General features: G+C 71.1%; 25 protein-coding genes and 1 pseudogene. 10 read left to right on the top strand and 16 right to left on the bottom strand.

Annotated elements, in window-relative coordinates; translation table 11 throughout:
* Nucleotides 1–69: 69 nt before the first annotated feature.
* The 4 genes from CTZ28_RS23755 to bldG all read right to left on the bottom strand — a co-directional run bounded on the left by CTZ28_RS23755 (nt 70) and on the right by bldG (nt 4,555).
* Nucleotides 70–666 (bottom strand): small secreted protein, encoded by a 597-nt coding sequence (locus tag CTZ28_RS23755; protein WP_121891698.1) that lies wholly within the window; start codon nt 664–666, stop codon nt 70–72.
* Nucleotides 667–851: 185 nt separating this feature from the next.
* Entirely contained in the window at nt 852–3,260 is a 2,409-nt protein-coding gene (locus tag CTZ28_RS23750) for a sodium-translocating pyrophosphatase (RefSeq protein ID WP_121891697.1), read from the bottom strand.
* Nucleotides 3,261–3,580: 320 nt separating this feature from the next.
* Complete coding sequence (locus CTZ28_RS23745; RefSeq protein ID WP_121891696.1) at nt 3,581–4,018, bottom strand: ATP-binding protein; 438 nt, start codon at nt 4,016–4,018, stop codon at nt 3,581–3,583.
* A 195-nt stretch (nt 4,019–4,213) separates the two neighbouring features.
* The gene (gene bldG, locus CTZ28_RS23740) at nt 4,214–4,555 is read right to left on the bottom strand and encodes an anti-sigma factor antagonist BldG (RefSeq protein WP_010986038.1); all 342 of its coding nucleotides are present in this window, start codon (nt 4,553–4,555) and stop codon (nt 4,214–4,216) included.
* Between the two features lie 81 nt (nt 4,556–4,636).
* Between bldG and CTZ28_RS23735 the strand changes: the two genes are divergently transcribed.
* Entirely contained in the window at nt 4,637–7,300 is a 2,664-nt protein-coding gene (locus CTZ28_RS23735) for a DEAD/DEAH box helicase (RefSeq protein ID WP_259471764.1), read from the top strand.
* Here CTZ28_RS23735 and CTZ28_RS48555 read toward each other — a convergent pair.
* The 7 genes and pseudogenes from CTZ28_RS48555 to ssd all read right to left on the bottom strand — a co-directional run.
* Nucleotides 7,245–7,574, bottom strand: a pseudogene (locus tag CTZ28_RS48555) (Rv3654c family TadE-like protein); the annotation flags it as partial. The gene CTZ28_RS23735 and the pseudogene CTZ28_RS48555 sit on opposite strands and share 56 nt — an antisense overlap.
* A gap of 248 nt (nt 7,575–7,822) precedes the next feature.
* Entirely contained in the window at nt 7,823–8,170 is a 348-nt protein-coding gene (locus CTZ28_RS23725) for a TadE family type IV pilus minor pilin (RefSeq protein WP_121891694.1), read from the bottom strand.
* Nucleotides 8,171–8,198: 28 nt separating this feature from the next.
* Nucleotides 8,199–8,399, bottom strand: a complete 201-nt coding sequence (locus CTZ28_RS23720) for a DUF4244 domain-containing protein (RefSeq protein ID WP_121891693.1) — start codon at nt 8,397–8,399, stop codon at nt 8,199–8,201.
* Between the two features lie 180 nt (nt 8,400–8,579).
* Nucleotides 8,580–9,395, bottom strand: a complete 816-nt coding sequence (locus CTZ28_RS23715) for a type II secretion system F family protein (protein ID WP_121891692.1) — start codon at nt 9,393–9,395, stop codon at nt 8,580–8,582.
* Nucleotides 9,392–10,252 (bottom strand): type II secretion system F family protein, encoded by an 861-nt coding sequence (locus tag CTZ28_RS23710; protein WP_398656582.1) that lies wholly within the window; start codon nt 10,250–10,252, stop codon nt 9,392–9,394. The genes CTZ28_RS23715 and CTZ28_RS23710 overlap by 4 nt, the downstream gene beginning before the upstream one ends.
* Nucleotides 10,245–11,459 (bottom strand): TadA family conjugal transfer-associated ATPase, encoded by a 1,215-nt coding sequence (locus tag CTZ28_RS23705; protein ID WP_121891691.1) that lies wholly within the window; start codon nt 11,457–11,459, stop codon nt 10,245–10,247. The genes CTZ28_RS23710 and CTZ28_RS23705 overlap by 8 nt, the downstream gene beginning before the upstream one ends.
* The gene (gene ssd / locus CTZ28_RS23700; protein ID WP_121891690.1) at nt 11,456–12,559 is read right to left on the bottom strand and encodes a septum site-determining protein Ssd; all 1,104 of its coding nucleotides are present in this window, start codon (nt 12,557–12,559) and stop codon (nt 11,456–11,458) included. The genes CTZ28_RS23705 and ssd overlap by 4 nt, the downstream gene beginning before the upstream one ends.
* Before the next feature lie 582 nt (nt 12,560–13,141).
* On the opposite strand from ssd, the gene CTZ28_RS23695 reads away from it, so the two are divergent.
* On the top strand, nt 13,142–13,975 hold the full coding sequence (locus tag CTZ28_RS23695; protein WP_121891689.1) for an HAD family hydrolase: 834 nt from the start codon (nt 13,142–13,144) through the stop codon (nt 13,973–13,975).
* A gap of 332 nt (nt 13,976–14,307) precedes the next feature.
* Here the strand turns inward: CTZ28_RS23695 and CTZ28_RS23690 are convergent, their stop codons facing one another.
* Nucleotides 14,308–15,132, bottom strand: coding sequence for a Fic family protein (locus CTZ28_RS23690; protein WP_121891688.1), 825 nt, complete (start codon nt 15,130–15,132; stop codon nt 14,308–14,310).
* Nucleotides 15,133–15,232: 100 nt separating this feature from the next.
* Between CTZ28_RS23690 and CTZ28_RS23685 the strand changes: the two genes are divergently transcribed.
* On the top strand, nt 15,233–16,213 hold the full coding sequence (locus CTZ28_RS23685) for an ATP-binding protein (protein WP_121891687.1): 981 nt from the start codon (nt 15,233–15,235) through the stop codon (nt 16,211–16,213).
* 3 nt (nt 16,214–16,216) lie between these two features.
* Here the strand turns inward: CTZ28_RS23685 and CTZ28_RS23680 are convergent, their stop codons facing one another.
* Nucleotides 16,217–17,482 (bottom strand): polysaccharide deacetylase family protein, encoded by a 1,266-nt coding sequence (locus CTZ28_RS23680; protein ID WP_121891686.1) that lies wholly within the window; start codon nt 17,480–17,482, stop codon nt 16,217–16,219.
* A gap of 332 nt (nt 17,483–17,814) precedes the next feature.
* On the opposite strand from CTZ28_RS23680, the gene CTZ28_RS23675 reads away from it, so the two are divergent.
* Complete coding sequence (locus tag CTZ28_RS23675; protein WP_121891685.1) at nt 17,815–20,445, top strand: SulP family inorganic anion transporter; 2,631 nt, start codon at nt 17,815–17,817, stop codon at nt 20,443–20,445.
* An 813-nt stretch (nt 20,446–21,258) separates the two neighbouring features.
* On the opposite strand, the gene CTZ28_RS23670 is transcribed toward CTZ28_RS23675, so the two are convergent.
* From CTZ28_RS23670 to CTZ28_RS23660, 3 genes are read right to left on the bottom strand one after another with little or no spacing between them, the layout of a single operon-like run.
* A complete protein-coding gene (locus tag CTZ28_RS23670) occupies nt 21,259–22,872 on the bottom strand; it encodes a recombinase family protein (protein ID WP_121891684.1) in 1,614 nt (537 codons plus the stop codon).
* Nucleotides 22,873–22,922: 50 nt separating this feature from the next.
* Nucleotides 22,923–23,255: a hypothetical protein gene (locus tag CTZ28_RS23665; protein ID WP_121891683.1), complete on the bottom strand. Its 333-nt coding sequence runs from the start codon at nt 23,253–23,255 to the stop codon at nt 22,923–22,925.
* Nucleotides 23,256–23,269: 14 nt separating this feature from the next.
* Nucleotides 23,270–23,695 (bottom strand): helix-turn-helix domain-containing protein, encoded by a 426-nt coding sequence (locus CTZ28_RS23660; RefSeq protein WP_121891682.1) that lies wholly within the window; start codon nt 23,693–23,695, stop codon nt 23,270–23,272.
* Between the two features lie 286 nt (nt 23,696–23,981).
* On the opposite strand from CTZ28_RS23660, the gene CTZ28_RS23655 reads away from it, so the two are divergent.
* The 6 genes from CTZ28_RS23655 to CTZ28_RS23630 all read left to right on the top strand — a co-directional run bounded on the left by CTZ28_RS23655 (nt 23,982) and on the right by CTZ28_RS23630 (nt 26,865).
* On the top strand, nt 23,982–24,188 hold the full coding sequence (locus tag CTZ28_RS23655) for a helix-turn-helix domain-containing protein (RefSeq protein WP_183154543.1): 207 nt from the start codon (nt 23,982–23,984) through the stop codon (nt 24,186–24,188).
* On the top strand, nt 24,185–24,403 hold the full coding sequence (locus tag CTZ28_RS23650) for a hypothetical protein (protein WP_121891680.1): 219 nt from the start codon (nt 24,185–24,187) through the stop codon (nt 24,401–24,403). The genes CTZ28_RS23655 and CTZ28_RS23650 overlap by 4 nt, the downstream gene beginning before the upstream one ends.
* A 68-nt stretch (nt 24,404–24,471) precedes the next feature.
* Complete coding sequence (locus CTZ28_RS23645) at nt 24,472–24,864, top strand: hypothetical protein (protein WP_259471763.1); 393 nt, start codon at nt 24,472–24,474, stop codon at nt 24,862–24,864.
* A complete protein-coding gene (locus tag CTZ28_RS23640) occupies nt 24,861–25,235 on the top strand; it encodes a hypothetical protein (protein WP_121891679.1) in 375 nt (124 codons plus the stop codon). Before CTZ28_RS23645 ends, CTZ28_RS23640 begins: the two co-directional genes overlap by 4 nt.
* The gene (locus CTZ28_RS23635) at nt 25,232–26,251 is read left to right on the top strand and encodes an ERF family protein (protein ID WP_121891678.1); all 1,020 of its coding nucleotides are present in this window, start codon (nt 25,232–25,234) and stop codon (nt 26,249–26,251) included. Before CTZ28_RS23640 ends, CTZ28_RS23635 begins: the two co-directional genes overlap by 4 nt.
* Entirely contained in the window at nt 26,248–26,865 is a 618-nt protein-coding gene (locus CTZ28_RS23630; protein ID WP_121891677.1) for a hypothetical protein, read from the top strand. Before CTZ28_RS23635 ends, CTZ28_RS23630 begins: the two co-directional genes overlap by 4 nt.
* Nucleotides 26,866–26,899 lie beyond the last annotated feature (34 nt).

Raw genomic sequence — 26,899 nt, 5'->3', positions numbered from 1 at the left:
TGTGTCCGCTCGTGCGGGCGGCGCACGCGCCCGTGCGCCGCCCGGAGTCGGCCCCGCCGCGGCGCCGGATCAGCTCGCGGTCTGCGAGGGCGATGCCGACACGGATGCCGACTTGCAGGTCTCCTGCTTGGCCATCGCCTTGCCGACGTCGCCCTCCTCCAGGTTCTTGAGCGCGTCGCTGCCGGTCTTGCTCAGCTTGGACAGCTCCGTCGCGATGTCCTTGAGGCCGTCGGCGAACTTCGCCTGGTTCTTGGTGTCCAGCTCGTCGACCTGCTTCTTCAGGGACGCGTACTGCGCCGAGATGGCGTTCAGCTCCTTGACGGCGTCCTGCTGCTTCTTCTCACCGTTGTCCACGGTGGGCGCCCCGGCCGAGCTGACGGCGGCGCCGATCGCCTTGTAGGCGTCCGACATGTCCTGGAAGGCCTGCGCGTCCGTCTTCTGCACGTCCGCCGGCGCGCTGTTGTCCGAGGTCTGCTTCTGGATCGCGGTGTTGGCGGCCGCGATCTTCTTGGCCTGCGGCTGCACCGCGTCGCAGACCTGCTTGGCCCAGGCGTCCAGCTTTTCGTTGGTGTTGTCGCCGCTGCATCCCGTCAGCGCCAGCGCCAGTACCGCACCGCCGGACAGTGCGGCCGCGAGCTTCTTGTTCACCGGATCGGTCCCTTCCATGGCTCTCGGCCCCCGGACCTTACACGCCGGACCGTCCGCGTTCGCACCTCGTACGTCCGATAAGAATGCCTTCAGGGGCATTCGCCCTATGGGAGAGAAGGCTCACGGCGCACGGACGCGGAGCGGGCGGGCGGCACGTCGATGCGCGCCTCCCGCCCGCCGTTGAGCGACCTCCTCAGGACCGCCTACGGAACCACCGCGGGATCGGCCGACTCCGACACCCGCTCGGCCTTCTCCTCGTCGTCCCCCACGGCGATGCCACGCCGCTTCGAGACATAGACCGCACCGGCGATGACCAGGAGCGCGATGACCGCGATCAGGATCCGCACGCCGAGGCTCTTGTCACTGCCGTAGGAGAACTTGATGATGGCCGGCGCGATCAGCAGCGACACCAGGTTCATCACCTTCAGCAGCGGGTTGATCGCGGGTCCCGCGGTGTCCTTGAAGGGGTCGCCGACCGTGTCGCCGATCACTGTGGCCGCATGGGCCTCGCTGCCCTTGCCGCCGTGGTTGCCGTCCTCCACCAGCTTCTTGGCGTTGTCCCAGGCGCCGCCGGAGTTGGCGAGGAACACAGCCATCAGCGTGCCCGCGCCGATGGCGCCGGCCAGATAGGAGCCGAGCGCGCCGACGCCGAGCGTGAAGCCGACGAAGATGGGCGCCATCACGGCGAGCAGACCCGGCGTGGCCAGCTCCCGCAACGCGTCCTTGGTGCAGATGTCGACGACCCTGCCGTACTCGGGCTTCTCGCTGAAGTCCATGATCCCGGGCTTCTCGCGGAACTGCCGGCGCACCTCGAACACCACGGAGCCCGCCGACCGCGACACGGCGTTGATGGCGAGCCCGGAGAAGAGGAAGACGACCGCCGCGCCCGCGATGAGGCCGACGAGGTTGTTGGGCTGCGAGATGTCCATCATCAGGGTCATCGGCGCGCCCGCCCCGGAGAGCGTCTCGCCGACGTCGTGCGCCCCGGTCGTGATCGCGTCGCGGTACGACCCGAACAGCGCCGAGGCCGCCAGCACGGCGGTGGCGATCGCGATGCCCTTGGTGATGGCCTTGGTGGTGTTGCCGACCGCGTCCAGGTTGGTGAGCACCTGCGCGCCCGCGCCCTCGACGTCACCGGACATCTCGGCGATGCCCTGCGCGTTGTCGGAGACCGGGCCGAAGGTGTCCATGGCGACGATCACACCGACGGTGGTGAGCAGACCGGTACCGGCCAGCGCGACCGCGAACAGGGCCAGCATGATCGACGTACCGCCGAGCAGGAACGCCCCGTAGACGCCGAGACCGATCAGCAGCGCGGTGTAGACGGCCGATTCGAGGCCGATGGAGATGCCGGCGAGCACGACGGTGGCCGGACCGGTGAGCGAGGTCTTGCCGATGTCGCGCACGGGACGGCGCGAGGTCTCGGTGAAATAGCCGGTGAGCTGCTGGATCACCGCGGCCAGCAGGATGCCGATCGCCACCGCGACCAGGGCGAGGATCCGCGGATCGCCGTCCTTGCCGCTGATCGCCGCGTCCGTGACGCCCCTGAGCTCCGAGTACCTCCCGGGCAGATAGACGAAGACCGCCACCGCCACGAGGACGAGCGAGATCACCGCCGAGATGAAGAAGCCACGGTTGATCGCGGACATACCGCTGCGGTCGGCCCGGCGCGGGGCGACCGCGAAGATGCCGATCATGGCGGTGATCACACCGATGGCCGGCACCAGCAGCGGGAACGCGAGCCCGGAGTCGCCGAACGCCGCCTTGCCGAGGATCAGCGCGGCGACCAGGGTCACCGCGTACGACTCGAACAGGTCGGCCGCCATGCCCGCACAGTCGCCGACGTTGTCGCCCACGTTGTCCGCGATGGTCGCGGCATTGCGCGGATCGTCCTCCGGAATGCCCTTCTCGACCTTGCCGACCAGGTCGGCGCCGACGTCGGCGGCCTTGGTGAAAATACCGCCCCCGACCCGCATGAACATCGCGATCAGAGCGGCCCCGAGGCCGAAGCCCTCGAGCACCTTCGGCGCGTCGGCCGCGTACACCAGCACGACACAGGAGGCGCCCAGCAGGCCGAGCCCCACCGTGAACATGCCGACGACGCCGCCCGTGCGGAAAGCGATCTTCATGGCCTTGTGCGAGACGGTGGTGAGATCCTTTTCTGGTTCTCCCTCCGCCGGTGTCGCTTCCCGGGCCGCCGCGGCGACGCGCACATTGCTGCGCACGGCGAGCCACATGCCGATATAGCCGGTGGCCGCCGAGAATGCCGCGCCGATCAGGAAGAACACCGACCGTCCGGCACGCTGGTTCCAGTCGTCCGCGGGCAGCAGCATGAGCAGGAAGAACACGATGACGGCGAATACGCCGAGCGTGCGCAACTGCCGGGCCAGATAGGCGTTGGCGCCTTCCTGGACCGCCGCCGCGATCTTCTTCATGCTGTCGGTGCCCTCGCCGGCCGCGAGCACCTGGCGCACCAGGATCCCGGCCACCACGAGCGCGGCCAGCGCGACGACCACGAAGATCGCCACCAGGACACGGTTGCTGTCGGTCAGGACTGCGGCTGCGAGGGTTGTGGGGTGACCCAACTGATGAGGGGTAGAAAGCCCCGCCATTCGTCCTCCTTGACGCTTGGGCTGAGCTCAAGATGTGGACGGATTGTAGGTACCTGGACCTGATCAAAACAGAGCGCGGTAAACGGAATTAGCCTTCACCTGCTCTTCAGCAAATGATCGACGCCACGCCATGGAACCCGAAAGTGGTAATGCCCCAAAAGCATTGACACCCGCATTGACGCTTGATCAAATTATCGGGCGTTGATCGTGAATACCTTCACGAATTCCGGCGGCCCGGCGGACGACAACACGAAGGGCCCTGCTCAGCAGGGCCCTTGAGGGTGACGCCGGTGGCCCCGGCGCCGGTGGTACGGAACGCCTCAGGCGAGCGCGACGGCCGGCGGCGTGGTCGGCCAGGTCATGCGGATCAGCCCACCGTGCTCCCCGGCGGTCACCTCGACGTCGTCGACGAGGCCGCTGATGACCGCGAGGCCCATCTCGTCCTCCTCGGCCTCCGCGTCCGCCTCATGTGCGGACCCGCCGGGCGCCCGGTCACCCGGGGCCGAACGGGGCGCCTCGTCGCCGACCTCGATGGAGAACTGCTTCTCCTCCTCGATCAGCACCACCTTCACCGGCGCGGAGGTGCCGGAACTCTGGTGCAGTCCGACGGCGCGAGAGCAGGCCTCGCCCACGGCGAGCCTGACCTCGTCGAGTACGGCCTCGTCCACCCCGGCCCTGCGCGCCACCGCTGCCGCCACCAGTCGGGCGGTCCGGACGTGCTCGGGCAGCGCGCTGAAGCGGAGTTCAACGGTGGCCATGCATCCCCCTCGGGACTTCGGGCGTGCGGTCGGGGGGCCGGGCCGCCGAAAGCCCCGACCCCCCTGATGAACTTGTTCGTCCCGGGCCGCTCGGCCCGAGACGCCGGTCCTACGACGGTTCGGGCCGGCCCCGAGACGCCGGTCCTACGACGGTTCGGGCCGGCAGACAGCCCGAATCCGGTCGGCGGACCGGGGTCAGTCGGTGGCCGCCACCGCTTCCTCGACCGAGGTGTGGATCGGGAACACCTTGGTGAGGCCGGTGATGCGGAAGATCTTGAGAATGCGCTCCTGGTTGCAGACCAGGCGCAGGGAGCCCTCATGGGCACGCACTCGCTTCAGGCCGCCGACCAGCACGCCGAGCCCGGTGGAGTCGAGGAAGTCCACGCCCTCCATGTCGACGACGAGGTGGAAATTCCCGTCGTTCACCAGCTCGACCAGCTGCTCGCGCAGCTTGGGCGCGGTATATACGTCGATTTCACCACCGACCTCGACGACCGTACGATCGCCGACGGTACGGGTCGACAGGGACAGGTCCACGGATCCTCCAGCACCTTGCTATCGAGCGGTCGCCCCTCGGGACACCTCGGCTTGCGGCCCCCGGGACGTACGCCAGCCGCGATGGCATTCAATCACTTACCGGCAGGCGTGCACGACGCCTTGGCCCCATTGTCCGTCACGCCGGTGACACACTCGGTGCCGATGGCCAAGAATCACCGATCCGATCGATCCCCGGCGGATGCCGCCTCCCGCCCGTCCCCAGGCACCGTTCTGCACCGGCTCGCCTCGGGGCCGAGCCGGTCTGCGCGCATCACCCATACGGAGCACTTGCCCCCGCGCACGGGACGCCATGCCGTCTGGCCCGACCGGATCCGTGCGGAGATCGTCGCGGCCGTCCAGGCCGCGGGCATCGATCACCCCTGGGCGCACCAGGCCCTGGCCGCCGAGCACGCCCTGGACGGCGACTCGGTGATCGTCGCCACGGGCACCGCCTCCGGCAAGTCACTGGCGTACCTGGTGCCGGTCCTGTCGGCCCTCCTGGACGGCTCCGAGGCCCCCAACGGCCGCGGCAGCACCACGCTGTACCTGGCGCCCACGAAGGCCCTCGCGGCGGACCAGTGCAGATCGGTGAAGGAACTTTCACAACCGCTCGGCAACGCCGTCCGTCCTGCCGTGTACGACGGCGACACACCGTTCGAGGAACGCGAGTGGATCCGCCAGTACGCGAACTACGTCCTCACCAATCCGGACATGCTGCACCGCGGCATATTGCCCTCGCACCCCCGCTGGTCCTCCTTCCTGAAGTCCCTCAAGTACGTCGTCATCGACGAGTGCCACACCTACCGGGGGGTCTTCGGCTCGCACGTCGCCCAGGTGCTGCGCCGGCTGCGCCGCCTCTGCGCCCGCTACGGCGCCTCCCCCGTGTTCCTGCTGGCCTCCGCGACCGCCGCGGAGCCGTCCGTGGCGGCCCGCCGGCTGACGGGCCTGCCGGTCATCGAGGTCGCCGACGACGCCTCCCCCCGCGGCGAACTCGTGTTCGCCCTGTGGGAACCCCCGCTCACCGAGCTGCACGGCGAGAGGGGCGCGCCCGTCCGCCGCACCGCCACCGCCGAGACCGCCGACCTGCTGACCGACCTCACCGTGCAGGGCGTGCGCTCGGTCGCCTTCGTCCGCTCCCGGCGCGGCGCCGAACTGATCTCGGTGATCGCCCAGGAGCGCCTGGCCGAAATCGATCGGTCCCTGCCCCGGCGCGTGGCGGCCTACCGGGGCGGCTACCTGCCCGAGGAACGCCGCGCCCTGGAACGCGCCCTGCACTCCGGCGAGTTGCTGGGCCTGGCCGCGACGACCGCCCTGGAACTCGGCGTCGACGTCTCCGGGCTGGACGCCGTGCTGATCGCCGGCTACCCGGGCACGCGCGCGTCCCTGTGGCAGCAGGCGGGCCGCGCCGGACGCTCGGGCCAGGGCGCCCTGGCCGTGCTGGTCGCCCGCGACGACCCGCTGGACACCTTCCTCGTGCACCACCCCGAGGCGCTGTTCGACCAGCCGGTGGAGTCCACGGTCCTCGACCCCGACAACCCCTACGTCCTCGCCCCGCACCTGTGCGCGGCCGCCGCGGAGATCCCGCTCACCGACGCGGACCTGGAGCTGTTCGGCCCCGCCTGCGCCGAGCTGCTGCCGCAGCTGGAGGCCGCGAAGCTGCTGCGCCGGCGGACCAGGGCCTGGCACTGGACGCGCCGGGAGCGGGCCGCCGACCTGACCGACATCCGCGGCGCGGGCGGTACGCCGGTGCAGGTCGTGGAGGCCGGGACGGGACGCCTGCTGGGCACGGTGGATGCGGGCGCCGCGCACTCGACCGTGCACGAGGGCGCGGTCCATCTGCACCAGGGCCGCACCTACCTGGTGCGCTCGCTCGACCTGAAGGACTCGGTGGCCCTGGTCGAGCAGGCGGACCCGCCGTACTCGACGGTCGCCCGCGACACCACATCGATCTCCGTCCTGGACACGGACATCGAGGTCCCCTGGGGCGCGGGACGGCTCTGCTACGGCTCTGTCGAGGTCACCAACCAGGTCGTCTCCTTCCTGCGTCGACGTGTCATCACCGGTGAAGTGCTGGGCGAGTCGAAGCTCGACCTCCCTCCTCGTACGCTGCGGACGCGCGCGGTGTGGTGGACGGTCACCGAGGACCAACTGGACGAGGCCCGGATCAACCCGGAGATCCTCGGCGGCTCCCTGCACGCCGCCGAGCACGCCTCGATCGGCATGCTGCCGCTCTTCGCCACCTGCGACCGCTGGGACATCGGAGGCGTCTCGGTCCCGCTGCACCCCGACACGCTCCTGCCGACGGTCTTCGTGTACGACGGCCACCCGGGCGGCGCGGGCTTCGCGGAACGCGCCTTCCACACCGCCCGCGACTGGCTCGCCGCCACCCGCGAGGCGATCGCCGCCTGCGAGTGCGACGCCGGCTGCCCGTCGTGCGTCCAGTCCCCCAAGTGCGGCAACGGGAACGAGCCGTTGCACAAGAGGGGGGCGGTACGGCTCCTCACGACCCTCCTGCGGGGTGCTCCGCGTGAGCCGGGAGCCGGGCAGGTGCCGGGGGCTGACGGGGCTCCAGAGCCGGAGCAGACGCCGGGAGCGGAGGAGCCACCGGAGGGTGGGCAGGCGCCGGTTCCTGAGCGGAGGCCGGCTCCTGGTGGGAAGCCGCGGCCAGAGTCGGCTCCAGGGTCGGTGGGGGTGCGGGCAGCGGGTCCTGCGGAAGCGGTCCCGCAGGACCCGCCCGCGCCCTGACCTCCGCCGCGAACGGCCCGCCACCGGCCGCCGCGGTGACGTCCGAGGTCTCCCCCACGACCGCGCACCGCACCAGCCGCGTGCCCTGCGCTCCCGCCACCCGCTCGGCCCGGGCGCAGGCCGCCACCGTGCCCTCGGCCCAGTGGTCCGCCGCCGCGAGCGCCGCGAGATCCGCGCCGCCCGCCGCTCGATGCCGGACCACGACGGCCTGCCCCAGGGCGAGCACGACGCCGAACACCACACACAGGACGGCGATCGCCCCGACACTCCACACGGTGGCGGATCCTTTGTCTGAAAATCGCGCAGAGCCCCACCCGGCGAAGCGAGCCGGGAACCGCCTCCGAAGCCCTCCGGGGAGACGGCCCGTGAACCGACCCCGGCGCCACCCGGCAGGACGGCGGCCTGAGAGCGGGCCCCGAAGCCACTCGGGGAGGCAGTCGAGACGATCCGAGCGCCGGCCCTGGCGCCATCCGGGCAACCGGCCCCGGACGGCGCACAGGAAGCGCTCCGACGAGCGGCACCTCATGGGCTCGCCTCCCCCCTCGGCGGTGCCCCCACGGTCTCCTCCGTGGCCGCCACGGCCTCCTCGCGTACCTCCAGGGGCAGCGCGCCGAGCAGCGGCGGCCTCGCCACGACCGTGACGCGCACCTGGTCCCCCTCGCGGGCGACCGTGACCTTCGCGCCGCCCGGTGCCGCCGCACGGGTGATCTCCACGACCGCCTCGGCGGGATCCTGCCGAGCCGCCGCCCGCGCACCTGTCCTGGCCGCGTCCACGCACTGGATCTGCGCGGCCACCACGAACAGCCCCCAGACCAGCGCCATCGTGAACGCCACCAGTACGGGCAGCACCACGGCCGCCTCCGCCGTCACGAACCCCGCATCGTGCCTCTCCTTCCGCTCACATCCGGACACTGAGGGCTCGCTTCACGATGGCCTGCAGTTCCGAACGGACCTGGCCGCTCGTCACGACCTCGTAGAGCAGCAGCGCGAACCCCACCGCCGCGACGATCCCCATCGCGTACTCGGACGTCACCATCCCCGAGTCCCGGCGCCGCAGCACTCGCAACCGCGCCCACACCTTCTTGACCTTCACGTTCATCTCAACTCCCTTGTTCTTCAGCCCTGTCGGTCCTGTCAGCGCCATCAGTCCAGTCAGTCCTGCCGGCCCTGACAGTCGTCCCGGTCGTCCCGGTCGTGCACGTCCTGCCGGTTCGGCCGGTTCGGCCGGTCATGTCCGCGGCCTCGGCCACCGTCGTCGCCGCCCCGCCGTCTCACCCCGTCATCCACCACCTCCTCGCACCACTCCCCCCGCCAGCCCGATCACCACGGGCAGGACGCCGACAGTGATGAAGGCGGGCAGGAAACACACCCCCACCGGCGCGGTGACCATGACGGCCGCCCGGCGGGCCCGCGCCGTCGCGGAACGCGCCCACTGCGCGCGGGCGTCCGCGGCAAGCCGGGCGACGGGTGCCGCGGCGGGCAGCCCGGACTCGTCGGCCCGCTCCAGCAGCCGGGCCAGCGGCCGGGCACCCGGCAGAGCCGCCAACCGCCGCCAGGCCTCGGCCGGTTCGCCGCCCAGCCGCACCTCCGCCGCACCCCGCGCGAGCCCTTCCCCGACGGGCCCCGCAAGGGCCTCGCCGACGGCCTGGGCAGCGATCACCGGACCGGCACCGGCGGCGATGCAGGCGGCCAGGAGGTCCGCCGCGAGCGGCAGTTGGCGAGCCGCCTCGGCGGCATCGGCCTGCTCCGCCCGGCCCCCGGCGCTCTGCCGGCGCCGCCATCGCCACAGCACCGCGCCCACGCCCAGCCCCACCGCGGCCCCCACGACCCCGCCGACGAGCACCCAACCGGCGCACACCGCGCCGGCCCATGGCAGCCAGCGCCGTACGGCAGCGCGCACCCCGAAGGCGGCCCGCACGCCTGATCTACGCGAGACAAGCGCCCGCGGGGCCGGTGCCCGGTGCGTCAGCAGCTCGGCCAGCCGTCCGCGCACCCGGCGCTCATGCCGCCTCACCGTCAGCTGCCGTAGCAGCCAGCCGAGAACCAGCGCCGCTCCGGCGGCCACCCCCAGCCTGTGGACAACGTCCCCGCTCATGCCGCCTCCGCTCCCCGTACGATCCGTGCCGCCCACCACAGCCCGGCGGCCTCGAACAGTCCGCCGATCACCAGGCAGCCCAGCCCCGCACCGGTGTGCAGCAGCACGCGCAGGGGGTCGGCGCCCATGGCCGTACCCAGCAGGAGCCCGAGGACGGGCAGGGCCGCGAGCATCACGGCCGTCGCCCGGGCACCCGCCAACTGGGCGCGTAGATCGGCACGTTGGTCCCGCTCGGCGCGCAGGGCCGCGTCGAGCCGGTCGAGACCGGCCGCTAGCCCGGCGCCCTGGTCCACGGCCACCCGCCAGCACGCCCCGAGCCCCAGCAGCCCCTCGGCACCCGGCTGCCGTGCCGCCGCGGCGAACGCGCCCGGTACGTCGCCGCCGAACCGGGCCGCCGCGAGCACCGCGGCCTGCGCGTCCCCGAGCCCGCCGGAGTCACGCGCGGCGCGCAGCAGCGCCTCCCCCGGCTGCCGTCCGGCGCGCACCTCCCCGGCCAGCGCCCCGCACAGGGCGATCACCGTGTCCGCTCGTCGCTCCCGGGCCCGCCGGGCCGCTCTGGCCAGCCGCATCCGGCGCAGCACGGGCACCCCGGCCGCCCCCGCGACGGCCGGAATCACCGAGGTGCCCAGCAGCGCGAGCACCAGCCCGATGCCGAGTGCGCACCATTCGCCCCGCAACCGGCCGCGCAGGCGCCGCAGTTCGGCCGTCGCCAGGCCCCACCGGGGTGGCACCGTCCCCACGACTCCGCCGCCCGCGAGCAGCAGCCGCGCCCGCCGCGCGCCGCGGTGCCGCTCGCCGAGCAGCCATACGGCCGCCGCGACGCACACCCCCGCAGCCCCGGTCGACAACTCACCCATCACCCTCATCACCCCCATGGCTCGCTTCACTTCCGTCACCGCGGAGCAGCCCGCGCAGCCGCTCCCATCCGCGCTCCCGCGCGAAGGCCCGTGGGTTCCAGCGCAGCGCCGGAACCGTCCGCACCAACCCCGCGGGATCCCGCTCCAGGACGTGCACCTCGGCGATCCGCCGGCGCCCGGTCCGGTCCCGGACCAGGTGCAGCACCACCGACAGCGCGGCCGCCAACTGGCTGTGCAGGGCGGCCCGGTCGAGCCCGGCGGCGGTGCCCAGGGCCTCCAGGCGGGCCGGGACGTCCGCGGCGGCGTTGGCGTGAACAGTCCCGCAGCCGCCTTCGTGCCCGGTGTTGAGGGCGGCCAGCAGATGCACGACCTCGGGGCCGCGCACCTCGCCCACGACCAGCCGGTCCGGGCGCATCCGCAGCGCCTGGCGCACCAGGTCCTCGAGGGTGACCAGGCCCGCGCCCTCCTGGTTGGCGGGTCTGGTCTCCAGCCGTACGACGTGCGGGTGGTTCGGCCGCAGCTCCGCCGAGTCCTCGGCGAGCACGATCCGCTCGCCGGGCCCGACCAGCCCGAGCAGGGCACTGAGCAGGGTTGTTTTCCCGCTTCCCGTCCCGCCGCTGATCAGGAAGGACAGCCGCGCCCGGAGCAGCGCCCGCAGGATCCGGTCCCCGCCGGGCGGCACCGTGCCCGCCGCCACCAGTTCGTCGAGGGTGAACGCCCGGGGCCGTACGACCCGCAGCGACAGGCAGGTGCAGCCGACGGCGACCGGGGGCAGCACCGCGTGCAGCCGGGTTCCGTCGGGCAGCCGGGCGTCGGCCCAGGGCCGCGCGTCGTCGAGCCGTCGTCCGGCCACGGCGGCCAGCCGCTGCGCGAGGCGTCGCACCGCTGCCGCGTCCGGAAAGGTCACCGGGGTCAGCTCCAGGCCGCCGCCCCGGTCCACCCACACCCGGTCCGGGGCCGACACCAGGACGTCGGTGACCGAAGGGTCGGCCAGCAACGGTTCCAGGGGGCCGCTGCCGACCAGCTCGGAGCGCAACAGGGCGGCCGCGCCGAGGACTTCGGCGTCACCGAGCACGCGTCCCTGTTCGCGCAGCGCCTGCGCCACGCGCGCGGGTGTCGGCTCGGCGCCGCTCTCGGCCAGTCGGCGCCGCACGCCGTCGAGCAGCCGCGCGCCGTCCGCCGGTTCGAGGCCGGGGATCGTCCTCATGTGCCACCCGCCTCGACCAGCGTGCGCTCCCAGAAGTCCTTGCAGAACCGGGCCAGCGGTCCCCGGCCGGCCGCACCGGGCGGTTTCCCGCTGTGGTGCGGGCGCAGCAGACCCGACTCGACGGGCACTTCGCCGGCCAGGGGAAGGCCGAGCAGGCGGGCCACCTCGCGGTCGTCCAATCCGGGCGAGTACGGCCCGCGCACCGCGACCCTCAGGTCGCGCAGGACCATGCCGACGGCGGAGGCCACCCGTCCGGCCGCCGCGACGGCGCGCAGTTCGGCGGGGACGACGAGGAGCGCGAGGTCGAGCTGGGCGAGGACCTCGGCGACCCCGTCGTCCAGCCGCCTGGGCAGATCGACGACGACCGTGCCGCCGCGCCGCCGGGCGGCGGCGAGCACCGCCCGCACGGCCTGCGGCGGCACGGCGACGCAGTCGCCGCGGTCCCAGCTGAGCACCCGCAGGGAGTGCAGCCGTGGCAGGGACTCCTCCAGGGCGCCGCCGCCGACCCGGCCGCGCGAGGCGGCGAAGGCCGGCCAGCGCAGCCCTTCGGCCGTCTCACCACCGAGGAGTACGTCGAGTCCGCCGCCCAGCGGATCCGCGTCCACGAGCAGGGTGCGCAGTCCCTCACGCGCGGAGGTGACGGCGAGTGCGCACGCGAGCGTGGAGGCTCCGGCACCTCCGCGGCCTCCGATGACGCCGACGGTGACCGCGGGCCGTCCGACGCCCTCGGCGACGTCGGCGATGCGGTCGACCAGCCACTGCTCGCCGTCGGGGAGCATCAGGACGTGGTCGGCGCCGATCTGGACGGCCCGCTTCCAGACCCCCGAGTCGTCCTGGTCCCGGCCGACCAGTACCACTCCGCGCCGGCGCGCGGCCCCGCGCACGCGCCGCGCGGCGTCATCACCGACGAGGACCAGCGGCGCGGCCTCCCAGCTCCCTCTGCGCTCGGGCACCCCGTGGTGGACCTCGGGTGTCGCGCCAGCCGCCGCGCACAGGCGCAGCAGGTCGTCGAGGAGTTCGGCGTCCTCGGTGACGATCAGCGGCCGCCCCGGGCTGCCTCCGACGGCGGGCGGTGGGTCTTGGGTGACGGTTCCGGCCATGTGTGCTCCCCCTTCGCTGCATCTCCGCGCGGCATGACGCGGCCATGCGATTCCCGAACGTGTGAAGAACCGGCGTCCGGCCTTCATATGAACGGCCGATACGAACCGGCCAAACGCGCGCCGACAAACGGAACCGGCCGTGAACTCGCGGCGAGCGGAGCGCGTGGGAATCACGGTGCAGCGATCCCGGAAATCATGTGGATCTTGGTCGAAAACTGTGGACAACTCGGCAGTTGTGAATATCGCCGTCACCCATACCGGTGAGCCGCGTACGAGTGGCCGTACGACTGCCGCAGCGCACTCTCGCGACTACCCTCAGTAACAGATCGCAGGCATACAAAAAGGGCGGCTCACGCCGCCCCGCCATGGCCCCGAGACCGCCCGGAGAAGCGGAAAACCCATCCGGACATGCGACGACCCCCGCCGGGGGGGAGAGCGGGGGTCGTCCCCACGGCCGACTCGGGGGGGGAGGAGCCGGACCGGGTTAGCACGGTCGCGAACGATCCGTGACTTCCATGGTGTACCCGAGAGCCCTCTCAGGCAAACCCACACGCCCCACCTTACGCCGAATGGTGGGCGCCTATGCTCAGGGGCGTGGAAAACCACTCCTTGCCCCGCACAGCGGCCTTCTTTGACCTGGACAAGACGGTCATTGCGAAGTCGAGCACGCTCACCTTCAGCAAGTCGTTCTACCAAGGCGGACTGATCAACCGCAGGGCCGCGCTGCGTACCGCGTACGCGCAGTTCGTCTTCCTGGTCGGTGGCATGGACCACGACCAGATGGAGCGCATGCGCGAGTACCTGTCCACCCTGTGCCGCGGCTGGAACGTCCAGCAGGTCAAAGAGATCGTCGCCGAGACCCTGCACGACCTGATCGACCCGATCATCTACGACGAAGCCGCCTCCCTCATCGAGGAGCATCACACGGCCGGGCGTGACGTCGTGATCGTGTCCACGTCGGGCGCTGAGGTGGTCGAGCCGATCGGCGAACTGCTCGGCGCCGACCGGGTGGTGGCCACCCGCATGGTCGTGGGCGACGACGGCTGCTTCACCGGTGAGGTGGAGTACTACGCGTACGGCCCCACCAAGGCCGAAGCGGTCAAGGAACTGGCCGAGTCCGAGGGGTACGACCTCGACCGCTGCTACGCCTACAGCGACTCGGCGACCGACCTGCCGATGCTCCGGGCCGTCGGGCATCCGCACGCCGTGAACCCGGACCGGGCGCTGCGCCGCGAGGCACTCGCGCGCGGGTGGCCGATTCTGGACTTCCACCGACCGGTCCGGCTCAAGCAGCGGCTGCCCTCGCTGTCGGCACCGCCGCGTCCGGTCCTGGTGGCGGCCGCCGCGATAGGCGCGGCGGCCGCCACCGCAGGCCTGGTCTGGTACGCGTCCCGGCGGCGCAGCTCCGTCGCCTGATCCGCGCACCACCGCCCGGTTGATAGGCATTTGAACCTAAAAGTAAAGAACTTTACCCGAGGGTTCCGCTTGCTCCGGGCTTGCAGTACAAAGGATTCAAGGCCCGCGAGACCAAAGGACATCCGAGAGGATCACCTTTTCAGACGCATTCGGCCCCACGGACCGAGCATGGACACCGAGCACCCACGCGACGTCGACCCGTCGAATACGGGCCAGCCACACCAGGTGACGGGCGAAGTTCCCGGCCTGATGGGCAATACATCGAGGACGCCTGGTAACCCGGTGAGCATGCCAGCGGCGGTACGAGCCCTCGTACCGCCGCAGCCCTGCTCTCAGGCCGCGCCACGCTGCAGCGCCTCACACACCGCCGTCGACTCGCGCACCCCCAGCTCGATCGCCCTGCCGCAGTGGGCGATCCAGGCGGCCATGCCCTCCGGGGTGCCCGAGACATAGCCGCCGAGGGCCGCCAGATAGGCCGCGCGTCCCAATTCCGCATGCCCCACCTCGGCGGGGCAGACCGACTTGGGGTCCAGGCCGCTGCCGACCAGGACGATCCGCCCGGCCGCGCGCGCGACGAGGCCGTTGTGGGAGGCGAAGGGGCGCAGCGCGAGCAGCTCGCCGTGCACGACGGCCGCCGTCACCAGGGCGGGCGCGGCGCTCCCCGCGAGGATCAGCTCCGCGAGCCCTTCCAGCCGGCCGGACACCTCGTCCGCGCCGGGCAGCGGCAGCTCGATCAGCGGCTCCTCGACCGGCTCGCCGCTCTGGCGCGGCCGGCCCACCGCGTCCGTGCCGCTCGCGGCGGCCACCAGGTGCAGCCGGGCCAGCACCCGCAGGGGCGACTGCCGCCAGACGGACAGCAGTTGGCCTGCCTCCGCGGTCAGCCTGAGGGCGGCGCCGAGCACGCGCGCGTCGTCATCGGCACCGAAGTCGGTGCGCCGCCGCACCTCCTCCAGGGCCCAGTCCGCACCGGACAGCGCCGCGGAGCCCCGCGCGCCGCGCAGTGCCGCCTCCGAGGTGATCTCGTTGCTGCGGCGCCGCATGATCCGGTGCCCGTAGACCCGGTCCACGGCCTTGCGCACGGACTCCACGGACTCGGCCACACCGGGCAGCGAACCCAGGGCCGCGAGCGGATCGGTGGTCGCGCCTGTCGTACTCATGAGTACGACACTACGCACCCCGCGCGCCCGCCCCACGAAGGAGTGGTCTTCTTCTCACAGATCGCCACGGACAGCTATCGCCCGACTACGCTTCGTGAACATGAAAATTGCTTTCGTCGGGAAGGGCGGCAGCGGCAAGACCACGCTCTCCTCCCTCTTCGTCCGCCATCTCGTGGCCACGGGCGCGCCGGTCCTCGCCATCGACGCCGACATCAACCAGCACCTCGGCGCGGCCCTCGGCCTCGGCGAGGCGGAAGCGGCCGCGCTGCCCGCGATGGGCGAGCAGCTGCCACTGATCAAGAACCACCTGCGCGGCGCGAACCCGCGCATCGCCTCCGCCGAGACGATGATCAAGACGACCCCGCCCGGCGAGGGCTCGCGGCTGGTCCGGGTGCGGGAGCCGAATCCGGTGTACGACGCCTGCGCTCGACCGGTGGAACTCGACGGCGGCGCCGTCCGTTTGATGGTCACCGGGCCCTTCACGGACGCCGACCTGGGGGTCGCCTGCTACCACTCCAAGACCGGAGCGGTGGAGCTGCTCCTCAACCACCTCGTCGACGGCCGCGACGAGTACGTCGTGGTCGACATGACGGCGGGCTCGGACTCCTTCGCCTCCGGCATGTTCACCCGCTTCGACATCACGTTCCTCGTCGCCGAGCCGACCCGGAAGGGGGTCTCCGTCTACCGCCAGTACAAGGAGTACGCCCGGGACTTCGGCATCGTCCTGCAGGTCGTGGGCAACAAGGTGCAGGGCCAGGAGGACCTCGACTTCCTGCGCGCGGAGGTCGGGGACGACCTGCTCGTGACCGTCGGGCACTCGGACTGGGTGCGCGCGATGGAGAAGGGCAGGCCGCCGCGGTTCGAACTCCTGGAGGACGTCAACCGCCGGGCCCTGCGCAAGCTCCGGGTCGCCGCCGACGCGACGTACGAGATGCGGGACTGGGAGCGCTACACACGACAGATGGTGCACTTCCATCTGAAGAACGCCGAGGCATGGGGCAACGAGCGCACCGGGGCCGACCTGGCGGCGCAGGTCGACCCCGGGTACGTGCTGGGCGAGAGTGTCGCCGCTCCCGCCTGACGGCTACTGCTTGACCGCCGGCCCCCCGGGCACCCCCTTCGGGGCCGGGGCCGGGCGGGCCGAGAGGAAGGAGGCCCAGCCCTGCTTGGGCGCCTCGCCCACCTCCAGGGTGCGCAGCTTCGCCAGAGTCTGCGGGTCCTGGGCGTCCAGCCAGTCGGCGAGCTGCCGGAAGGACACACAGCGCACGTCGGGCTTGTTGCACACCCGCTCGACGACCTCGTCGACGGCCCGCATATAGGTACCGCCGTTCCAGGACTCGAAGTGGTTGCCGATGACCAGGGGGGCACGGTTGCCGTCGTAGGCCCGGGAGAAGCCCTTCAGCAGCCCGTCCCGCATCTGGTCGCCCCAGTAGCCGTGCTTGTCGGGGTCACCCTGGGTCGAGGTGCCTGACTGGCTGACCATGAAGTTGTAGTCCATGGTCAGTTGCTCGTTGGTGTGTCCGGGGAACGGCACGAGCTGCATCGACAGGTCCCACAGCCCTTCCTTCTTCTTGGGCCAGACCTGGTTGTTGACGCCGCTGGTGTCATAACGGAAGCCCATTTCGCGGGCCGCCTTCATGAAGTTCTTCTGACCCTCCAGGCAGGGAGTGCGGGCGCCGATCAGCTCCTTGTCGTAGTCGAAGGGCAGCGGCGGGGAGTTCGTCAGGCCGCTGTTCGTCTTCCAGTTCTTCACGAACTTCTTGGCCTGGGCGATCTCGTTCTTCCAGTCCCCCACCGACCACTCGCCGGCCCCGCCGTCGGGGCCGCAGAAGTGCCCGTTGAAGTGAGTGCCGATCTCGTTGCCCTCCAGCCAGGCCAGACGCAGTTGCTGGACGGTGTCGGCGATCCCCTTCTCGTCGTTGAAGCCGATGTCGGAACGGCCCGGCGAGTGCTGCGGGGGATGGTAGAGGTCACGCTTGCCCTCCGGCAGCATGTACACGCCGCTGAGGAAGTAGGTCATGGTGGCGTTGTTGGCCTTGGCGACCTTGCGGAAGTGGGAGAACAGCTTCTGGCTGTCCTCGCCCGCGCCGTCCCAGGAGAACACCACGAACTGCGGTGGCTTCTCGCCGGACTTGAGCCGCTCGGGCTTGGGCAGGTGGGGCTGCGCCCCGGTATAAGCGGTGGATCCGTCGCCGATCAGACGGAGCACACTGTTCGGCGCCGGCGCTCCCTTCACCGGGCCGGGCGCCCCCTCCTTGGAACCACTGGAGCCGGTCGCGCAACCGGCGAGCGACGCGGCACACGCCGCGGCGACCATGGCGCCCACGGCGATCCTCTGGTTGGCGGCCATGTTCCGCCCACCTTCTTCCTTCTCTCAGGCAAACGCTGATCAGGCGTTTTGCGGCGACGTGCCGGGGTGTGCCGACAGCGACGTCAAGGTCGCATGGGACCGAGAAGGAATTAATAAGACAAGCTGATAAATCATTGAATTCACCTTAATAGGTGAATTCATGCACCATTTGCGTAGAAAATGTATGCATGACCTTTACTTGGAATTACGATTCATTTACTGAGTGTTGATTCATCCCGCCACTGCACGCCGTGACCCACGGCCGCGCCCGCCCCGTTCGTCTACGGGAACCCCCATTCCGCGACCGCGCTGCCCCGGAGGAGACGGGAAGCATGTCAGCCTGCGTCCACACCCGACCCCATCACCTGCCCCAGCCACACAGCCCGCCTCCCGCCCCGCACCGCCGGTTCCGCATCGCGGGCGCCGATCTGTCCGCGTCGATCGCGGTCTTCCTGATCGCCCTCCCCCTCTCTCTCGGCATCGCCCTCGCCACCGGTGCGCCGCTCCAGGCCGGCCTGGTCGCCGCCGCTGTCGGCGGACTCGTGGCCGGACGGCTGGGCGGCAGCCCGCTCCAGGTCAGCGGCCCCGCCGCCGGGCTCACGGTCGTCACCGCCGATCTGATCCACCGCTACGGATGGCGTACCACCTGCGCCATCACCGTCCTCGCCGGCCTCGCCCAACTGGGCCTGGGCTGCCTGCGGGTGGCCCGCACCGCCCTCGCCGTCAGCCCTGCCGTGGTGCACGGCATGCTCGCCGGCATCGGCGTCACCATCGCCATCTCCCAGCTGCACGTCGTGCTGGGCGGCACCCCGCAGAGCGAGGTCATCGACAACATCCTCGCGCTGCCCGCCCAGTTGATCGGCCTGCACCCCGCCGCGGTGTCGATGAGCGCGCTGACCCTGATCGTGCTCCTGGCCTGGCCGCGGCTGCCCGGCCGGCCCGGCCGGCTGCTGCGCAGGATCCCGGCCGCCCTCGTGGCCGTCACCGGGGCCACCGTCACCGCATCGCTCGCCGGGCTCATCCTGCCCAAGGTCGACCTGCCGTCCTGGGGCAGCCATGCCCTCGCCGGGCTGCCCGACGGACCGGTGCTCGGCCTGGCCGCCGCCGTCTTCACCACCACGCTGGTGTGCAGCGTGCAGTCATTGCTGGGCGCGGTCGCCGTGGACAAGATGGTCGCCGCCCGGCCCGCGCCCGAGCCCCGCGTCGGCCGCTCCGACCTGGACCGGGAGCTGCTCGGACAGGGTGCGGCCAACATCGCCTCCGGGGCCCTCGGCGGGCTGCCGGTCGCGGGCGTGGCGGTGCGGAGTTCGGCGAATGTGCAATCCGGTGCCGTGAGCCGGAACTCCACGATGCTGCACGGCGTTTTCGTAGTAGTCGCCGCGCTGCTGATGGTTCCGGTCCTGGACCTCATCCCGCTCGCCTCGCTCGCCGCCCTGGTGATGGCCGTCGGCATCCAGATGGTGTCGCTGCACCACATCCGCACGGTGACCCGCCACAGAGAAGTGCTGGTGTACGCCGTCACCACACTCGGCGTGGTGTTCCTGGGTGTCCTGGAGGGAGTGGCGCTCGGGGTCGCCGTGGCCGTCGCCGTCGCCATGCACCGCCTCACCCGCACCCGTATCACGCACGAAGAGAAAGGGGGAGTCCATTACGTACATGTACGCGGACAGTTGACGTTCCTGGCGGTCCCCCGGCTCAGCCGGGCCCTGCATCTCGCACCCCAAGGCGCCCACGCCGTCGTGGAGTTGGACGGTTCGTTCATGGACCACGCGGCGTACGAGTCACTGCAGGACTGGCGGACCTCGCACACCGCGCAGGGCGGCACCACCGAGCTGACCGGCTGCCGTACCGGGCTCCGGACCAGCGAGCGGACGGCCTCCGCCGAATGCCACTGCCGGCCCTGGACACCGTGGCGCAACCACCAGTGCGTCATGCCGTCCGGCGGCCAGGGCCTTCGGGGCGGCGCGTCGGGCGACGGTGCATCCGGACACCGGACGCCTGACGGGACCGGGCTGCCGAACGGCGAGACCGGCGCACAAGGCGGCGTCGGTGGCGGAGGCGGCGCCGGCGTCGACACCGGCTCGGACTCCGGTCCCAGCACCGGCCCGGTCCACGCCGCCTCCGGCCCCGGCACGAGCCCAGCCCTCGGCCCCGGCACGGGCTCGGCGTCGGGCTCGGACCAAGGCACCCACTCCGGCCCCGGCACCAGGACCGGGGCTGGGGCCGGGGCCGGGGCCAACCCCGACGCTCGCTCCAGCACCGGCACGAACGCTACCGACAGCTTGGGTGGGCATGAACTGGCCCGAGGGATCAGCGCGTTCCAGCGCAACACCGCGCCCCTGGTGCGGGATGAGCTGGCGCGGCTGGCGCGGGAGGGGCAGCGGCCGTCCCAGCTCTTCCTCACCTGCGCCGACTCCCGACTCGTCACGTCGATGATCACTTCCAGTGGTCCCGGTGACCTCTTCGTCGTCCGTAATGTCGGCAACCTGGTGCCGCTTCCGGGCGAGGAGAAGGGCGACGACTCGGTGGCGGCCGCGATCGAGTACGCGGTGGACGTGCTGAAGGTGCGGTCCATCACGGTGTGCGGGCACTCCGGGTGCGGGGCCATGCAAGCCCTCCTCAACTCCGCCCCCGGGGACGGGCAGACGCCGCTCGGCCGCTGGCTGCGGCACGGGCAGCCGAGTCTGGAGCGGATGGCCGACGACAGCCGCCCCTGGGCACGGCTGGCCGGGCGGCCGGCCGCGGACGCGGCGGAGCAGCTCTGCCTGACCAATGTGGTCCAGCAGTTGGAGCACCTGCACGCCCATGACTCGGTGGCGCGGGCACGGGCGAACGGTTCGCTGGAGCTGCACGGGATGTACTTCCACGTGGGCGAGGCACAGGCGTATCTGCTCGGCGGAGCGGGCGGGAACGACGTGTTCCAGCACGTGCCGGGGACGGAGGAGCTGCCGAGCCTCGCGTGAGCGGGGCGGACCGAAGCGCGGCGGGGAGACCCCGGTGTGCGACCGCGGGCGGCGGCCGCACACCGGGGCCCGAGGGCCATGGGGCTCAGGGCTTCGGGGCCCAGGTGTCCCCGGGCCCGGAGGCTTTCGAGACTCGGGGCTCACGGGCGCCTGGACCGTGGAGCTCAGAGGCTCAGAACTTCAGGGCCCAGGGGCCTCGGAGCCCGGCGCGCCACGAAGCTCAGGCACGCAGGGCTTATGAAGCCTGGGCCTGTGGGGCTCGGAGCCGCGCGGCCCGGGACCGCCGCTCCGGGGACGCTCCTTCGGGACCGCGGCTTCGGGGTCCCGAAGCTCAACGACTCGGGCTTTGAAGCCTGGCATCAGGGCGTCGAAGCCTGGCATCACGGAGCCAGCGTCCAAGGTTAAAGGGCCCGCGCCACGGAGATCAGGGCTTCGAGGGGCCCAGGGCCTCTGGTGCGGCGACGCGACGGGCCGGGGAGGGGGGCAGTGCCGGGTTCGCGTGGTGTCCGCGGGGCCCTTCGCCGCGGGGCCCCGTGCCGTCGTGGCCGAATCGTCCGCATCCCTCGGTGCCCTGGCACTCGGTGCCTTGGGGGTGAACTCGGGGCGGTCGGCGTCCGTGGGTAGAAGTAGCCGCGCCCTGCACAGAGGTCTAAACCAATTTCAGGTCGCCCCTTGTCATCGGCCCCCTGGGTCTGATGAGCTGTGGCCTGGGACACAACGGACACCCTTCGAAAGGGAGATGTCGTGAGCAACGAAAGCCTGGCCAACCTCTTCAACTAGGAGAGGGAAGGACGCTCGTTCACTGACCTGCCGTTATGCGTTGGCGCGGGGCCCGATCGGCCGTGGCTCGTCCTCCCAGATGGCCACCGGAACGGCGTACGCCGGCACCTCGGTGCCGTCCGGCGCGGTCGACTTCGGGTACGCCCACACCCCACGCAGAACCGACCTGAGTAGTTCCCGGCGCGTCTCCACCGGCGTGATCTCCCACCGGTCGATAAGGCCGCGGATGATCGGCTGGTAGTCGGCTGGCTTGGCCTCTTGCTCCTCGGTGCGCTTGTCCAGCTCGGCGAGTTCGGCTGTGGTCCCCGTCTGCTCCTGCGTCAGCCGGTCGCGCTCGCGCGTGTAGGAGTCTTCGGGGATTACACCGCGGGTGAGTAGATCGGTCTGGCGGTCGAGCTGCTGCTGTATCTCTGCGAGTCGGGCGCGCAGTCGCTCGCGGGCAGCGTTGATGCGCTGGCGCGGTGTGGAGCTGTCCGGGTTGGATTGCTGGGGGATGGAGGCGGCCTCGGCCTCGATCGCTTCTGACCAGTCGACGAGTCGCTGCAACACGGCGTCCTCGGCGATGCTGCGGAGGATGTACACCCCGTCGCATGTCCGGTTGTCTTTCATCTTGCTGCACCGGAACATGTAGCCCGGTTTGGGGATGAGTACCTTTCCGGCACCGTAGGTGGCGCCGCCGGCCGCGGATGCAGTGCCGCCGCAGCGTGCGCAGCGCATGAGGCCGGAAAGGGCGTAGGCGGGTTTCCTGTTGCCGCTCGGGGTGTTGCGTGCTTTCGCGCGCTTCTCCTTGTACGCCTCCCATACGTCCTCGGGCACGATCGGTTCGTGGGCGCCGGGAATCCAGATGCGGTTGGGGCACAGCGCGCCGCGGCTGGCGGTTGAGTCTGGGTCCTTGGGCGGGCAGTCACAGTCGTCCGGGTGGTAGCGGATCCATCCGGCGGCGAATCCGCTGTCCATGTAGCGGCTGAGGCCGGATTGCAACCATGGTTTGCCGCGGGTGCCGATGTGACCGTTCTTGCCGAGCCACTGGGTGACGGATCCCATGGATTCGCCTTCGGCGATGCGCTCGTACAGGTTGGTGACGATCAGACCGGTGTCGTTGGGCTCGTACCACTCACGGTGAATGACGCTCTCGGCGTCGTCGAGGTGGCGTTGGTGCCAGATGTAGCCCCAGCGCTTTCCGCCCGTGGCGGGCAGGCCGGCGGTTCGGCGGTGCTCACGCGTTTCGCCCCATTGCTCGCCGATACGGTCGCTCTCGTACTCGGCGAACTTGAACGCCATGCCCATCTGTAGGCGGCCGAACGCTGTTCTCGTGTCGGCGGCCTCGGTGGCGGAGGCAAGTCGGCCGCCGAGCGCTTCGAGCCGGGCGAGGTTGATGGCGTTGCCGTGGCGGGAGCGGCCGAAGCGGCTGTACCGCCATACGGCGATGCCGCGCGCGGTGCGTCCCTCGATCATCTTGAGCGCGTTAGAGATCTTGCGGCGCGTCTTGCGTCCGGACACGTCGAGGTCGTTGATCCACTCAACGATGTTGGCGTTATTGCGGTCGGCCCATGCCTTGATCGCGCTTCGCTGGATTTCGGGGCTGATCTTCTCTTCGTAGTAGGTGGAGACTCGGATGTACGCCACGAAGGGCTCACGCTTGGTCATGCTGCGTGAGCCCTTCGGCTGGTGTAGCGCTGTTGTCACGTGGCGGACTCCTAGGTCAGGCGCCGGGTGTGGGATCCGCCGAGGTGTAGGACTTTGGCGTCCGGCGGTTCTTGCTTGGTCACGGCGGCATCATGGGTGACGATCGCGTTGGCCAGGGCGGCAACGGCGGCTCGGTCGGTTTTGTAGGTGATGTAGTGCCGTGCGGCGCGGTATCCGGTGACCAGGGTTGCCAGGGCTCCGGCGGTGGTGAGGGTAGTGCCGGTGGCGATGACGGGGCCTACCTCGCTTGTCGTGAGCACTCCAGTTATCAGCGTGGTCAGGCCGATAACGAGGATGAGCACGGCGAAAGCGGCGGTGAGGTAGACGTCGGTCCTGGGGGTCACTGGTGCGGCCTTTCCTAGTTGGCGCCCTCCCGACGGTCTTTGGCCTTGAGGGCGTTGATCATGGACAGCACTGCGGCTTGGTCGGCAGGGTCGGTGATGCCGAGAGCCGCAAGGGCTTGCTGTTGGGTTGCGGGAGCGGGCCGCTCGGTCGGTGAGGGCTCTTTGTCGAGCACTTGGGCCGGGAGGTGGCCTGCCCGGACGAGTAGCGGTAGCACGGGGACGCCGAACGTCACGCCGAGGGCGTAACACGTACTGACGTCTGGCTGGCTGGCGTTGCGTAGGAGTCGCGAGACGGTTGCGACAGGGAGGCCGGACGCGTCAGCGAAGCGTCGTTGCACGCCTCGTTCTTCGGGGTCGTATCCGTGCCGGATGAGAGCCCATCTGAGCCAGTCGGCGAAGGGTGCGTCGAGTGGTGGTTCCGGTTGCGAGCCGTTGGTCATACGCGCAATGTATCGCGCGTGCGAGATTCTTGGTGTAGTGCGCACAACTTTTAAGCGCGTTCATACGTCACTCCCCGTTCGTCGCTTGGGGCATCTACGCCGCAGACTATCGAACGTCTGAGCGATTCTCTACTACTCAATCACAAGCGGTAGCTCTCACCTCACTGTTTCGGCCAAGGGATTCGAACACTGCATTCGTTCATACGTTTCATGCACGAGTGAAACATGCTAAGTTTCACTCGTGAGCGATACTCACTCACGAGTGACTGAACGAGGTGTATTTTCCGTGTCCTTCACCCCCGTGCCCTTGCGGACGGCCGCCGCAGCCAAGGGCGACAACAGCGTCGCGGCCATCTCCCGCCGCCTCCACACCCCCTACGCGACGGTCATCCGCTGGACGAGCGGTCGCAGCATCCCCGCCGGCCCCGCCCTCGCCGCCATCGAGCGCGCCTACGGAGTCACCCCGGCGGCCCTCTTCCCGGCTGACGCATGACCGCCAGGTCCCTCGCCGCCGCCCGCGACCGCGCCGCCGCCATCACGGCCGCCGCCCGCACGTGGCGCCACGGCCTTGACGCCATGGACCAGCTCACCTCCGCAGACGCTGCCCGCGCCTGCTACCAGCCCGGCGGCCCGTCGCTCGCCGAGTTGGAGCGGCGCATCCGCGCCGACCGCGCCACCCGCGCCCGAGGCCACCGCGCCGCCGCCTGAACACACGAAAGGGCCGCCCGGATGCACCCCGGACGGCCCCTGTCGACCAGTACCGAAAGGCACCAGCCATGAACAGCTATCAGCCTACCCGGATCCCCCGCACGGCCCAGGCCATCAAGGGCCGTCGCGCCGCCGAGCAGGCCGTCAACGCCCGGACCGAGTTCGTGCGGGTCGTCGCCGCCCAGCTCGACCAGATCGCTCCCGGCACCGTCCGCGTGCGCACCGTCCCTGTCACCCGCGACGGCCGCCCCCGTACGTGGGTCGTCCTCGACTCGGCGACCGGCCCCATCGGTGCCGACCGCGAACAGCACGCCGCGGCCTACGGCCTGTTGCAGCGCGCGTTCCCCCAGGCCGACTGGAGCAGGCCGCGTCTGTACGACGCCCGCACCGGCCGCCTCACCGTCGACGAGCCGACCATGCCCGCCGAGCTGGGCCTGGCCGCCGAGGGGGCCGACCGGTGATCCGCCCTCAGGTCACCGTCGACGGCCGCGCCGTCCGCATCCCCCTCGCGTTCCACACCGACCCCCTGCTCGACGACCTCGCCGTCGCCTATGCCGAGGACCCCGACACCGTCGGCCGTCTGCTCGCCCGGCATGCCGCCTCGGTCCTCGCTCACGACCACGCCGTGTGCAGCGAGGACGCCAGCGACCTTGACCGCGCCATGCGGGCCGCCGAGGCCGACGGCTCCCGCGAGGCCCTGCTCGAAGAACTGCCCGAGCAGCCCGATCCGCAGTACAGCCCTGACGACGCGATCACCCTTGCCGGCCGCATCACCCGCGCCGCCTCCCATGTACGCCACCGCACCAGCCCGGAAGGAACGCACCACCCGTGACCGTCACCTCCCTGCACCCGGCCCCCGCCCCGGCACCCGTCGCGCCCGTCATCGATGACGCCCCGCTCATCAAGACGGCATACGAGCCCGCGCCCGCGGGCGCACCGACCGACCTCCCGCGCGTCTTCCAGGTGATTCACGGCGTCATGCGCGACGTGATGCCCGTCGCGAAGGGGCAGCGCAACACTCAGCAGAACTACCAGTTCCGCGGAGTCGACGACGCTATGTCCGCCATGGCGGGCCCCATGCGCAACCACGGCTGTTTCATCGCGCCCGAGCTGGTCGAGCACAAGCAGCGCCCCCGCGGCGACAAGGGCACGCACACCGTGCTCAAGATGCTGTACCGCATCTACGGGCCCGCCGGTGACTGCCTGCTCGTGACCGTGCCGGGTGAGGCCATGGACACCGCCGACAAGAGCACCAACAAGGCCATGAGCGCCGCCCTCAAGTACATGTTGTTTCAGGTGTTCATGATTCCGGTGGACGCCCGGTCGATTGACGACAGCGACCGCGACGCCCCGGAGCCGCCGGCCGAGCACCGCGCCGAGTACCGGCGTAACCGGCAGCGCCGCCAGCAGCAGCCGCGCCGCAGCAACCGGGCCGAGCCCGGACCGTGGGAGCAGCCGCCGCAGCAGGGGCAGCAGCAGGCCGGCCAGCAGCGCGACTACCTCACCGAGGCGCACCGTGCCCGCGGTCCCGAGGAGTTCGCCAAGGTGCGCGCCGCCGCCGAGCAGGCCGGCGCCCCCGCCGACTACCTCGCCCGCCTCGACCAGGTCGCCGCGCAGAAGCGCGCCGCCGCCGAGCAGGCGCCCAGGCAGTCGCAGCAGGTCCAGCAAGTCAAGAGCCAGGAGGCTGCCGACGCCGAAAACGCCCTCCGCCTCGCCGCGTCCCGCGCGAACCTCGCCACTCTCGACGCCGATTTCGAGCGCGTCTACGGCCTGCCCATCGAGCAGGCCACCGCGCAGCAGCTCGACCAGTTCCGTTCGAAGATCGAAAACGCCGGGGGTGCCCGGTGAGCGACGTCGAGAAGAAGCCCGAGCCCGTCGACCCCGGGTACCTCGCCGCCGTCCTGCGCCGCCGACAGGCGATGCAGGCCCGCCTCGACGCCGCCAACGAGCTGTTCGAGGACGTCAATCGCGAGGCCGCTCGCCTGCTTGACCAGCAGTACAAGGCCGTGAAGTCCACGAAGTCCGACGTCGCCCTCGACGACGACACCCAGTTCGCCACCGTGACCCGCGTCGGCGGCACGGCCGAAGCCAAGGTGACCGACCGTGAGGCGTTCGAGGCGTGGGTGCGTGACAACTTCGCCGAGCACTTCGACTTCCGGATCATTCCGGCCCGGACCGAAGTCGTCATCGACTCGGTGTTCCGCGACCTGGTGCTCGCCGCCGTCGACGCGGCCGGCGCTCCGCAGTACGCCGACCCCATGTCCGGAGTGATCCACGACGTACCCGGCGTGCGGATCCAGCCCGTCAGGTCCCGCTACTACCGGTGGACCTTCAGCCGCGCCAGCAAACGGCAGCCGCTCAACGGCCGCGAGCTGGTCGCCGAAGCCCTCGCCGAGCAGCGCCTCGACCTCGACACGCCCCTCGCGATTGAGGCCCCGGCCGCGGACGCCCCCGCCGCCTGACCCCCGTTCTACGGCCCGCCCCTCCCACGGGGCG

It is taken from the genome of Streptomyces shenzhenensis (assembly GCF_003688995.1).
GTDB lineage: Bacteria > Actinomycetota > Actinomycetes > Streptomycetales > Streptomycetaceae > Streptomyces > Streptomyces shenzhenensis_A.
The sequence above is the reverse complement of the archived record's forward strand: the minus strand, read 5'-3'. Positions and strand labels throughout refer to the sequence as shown.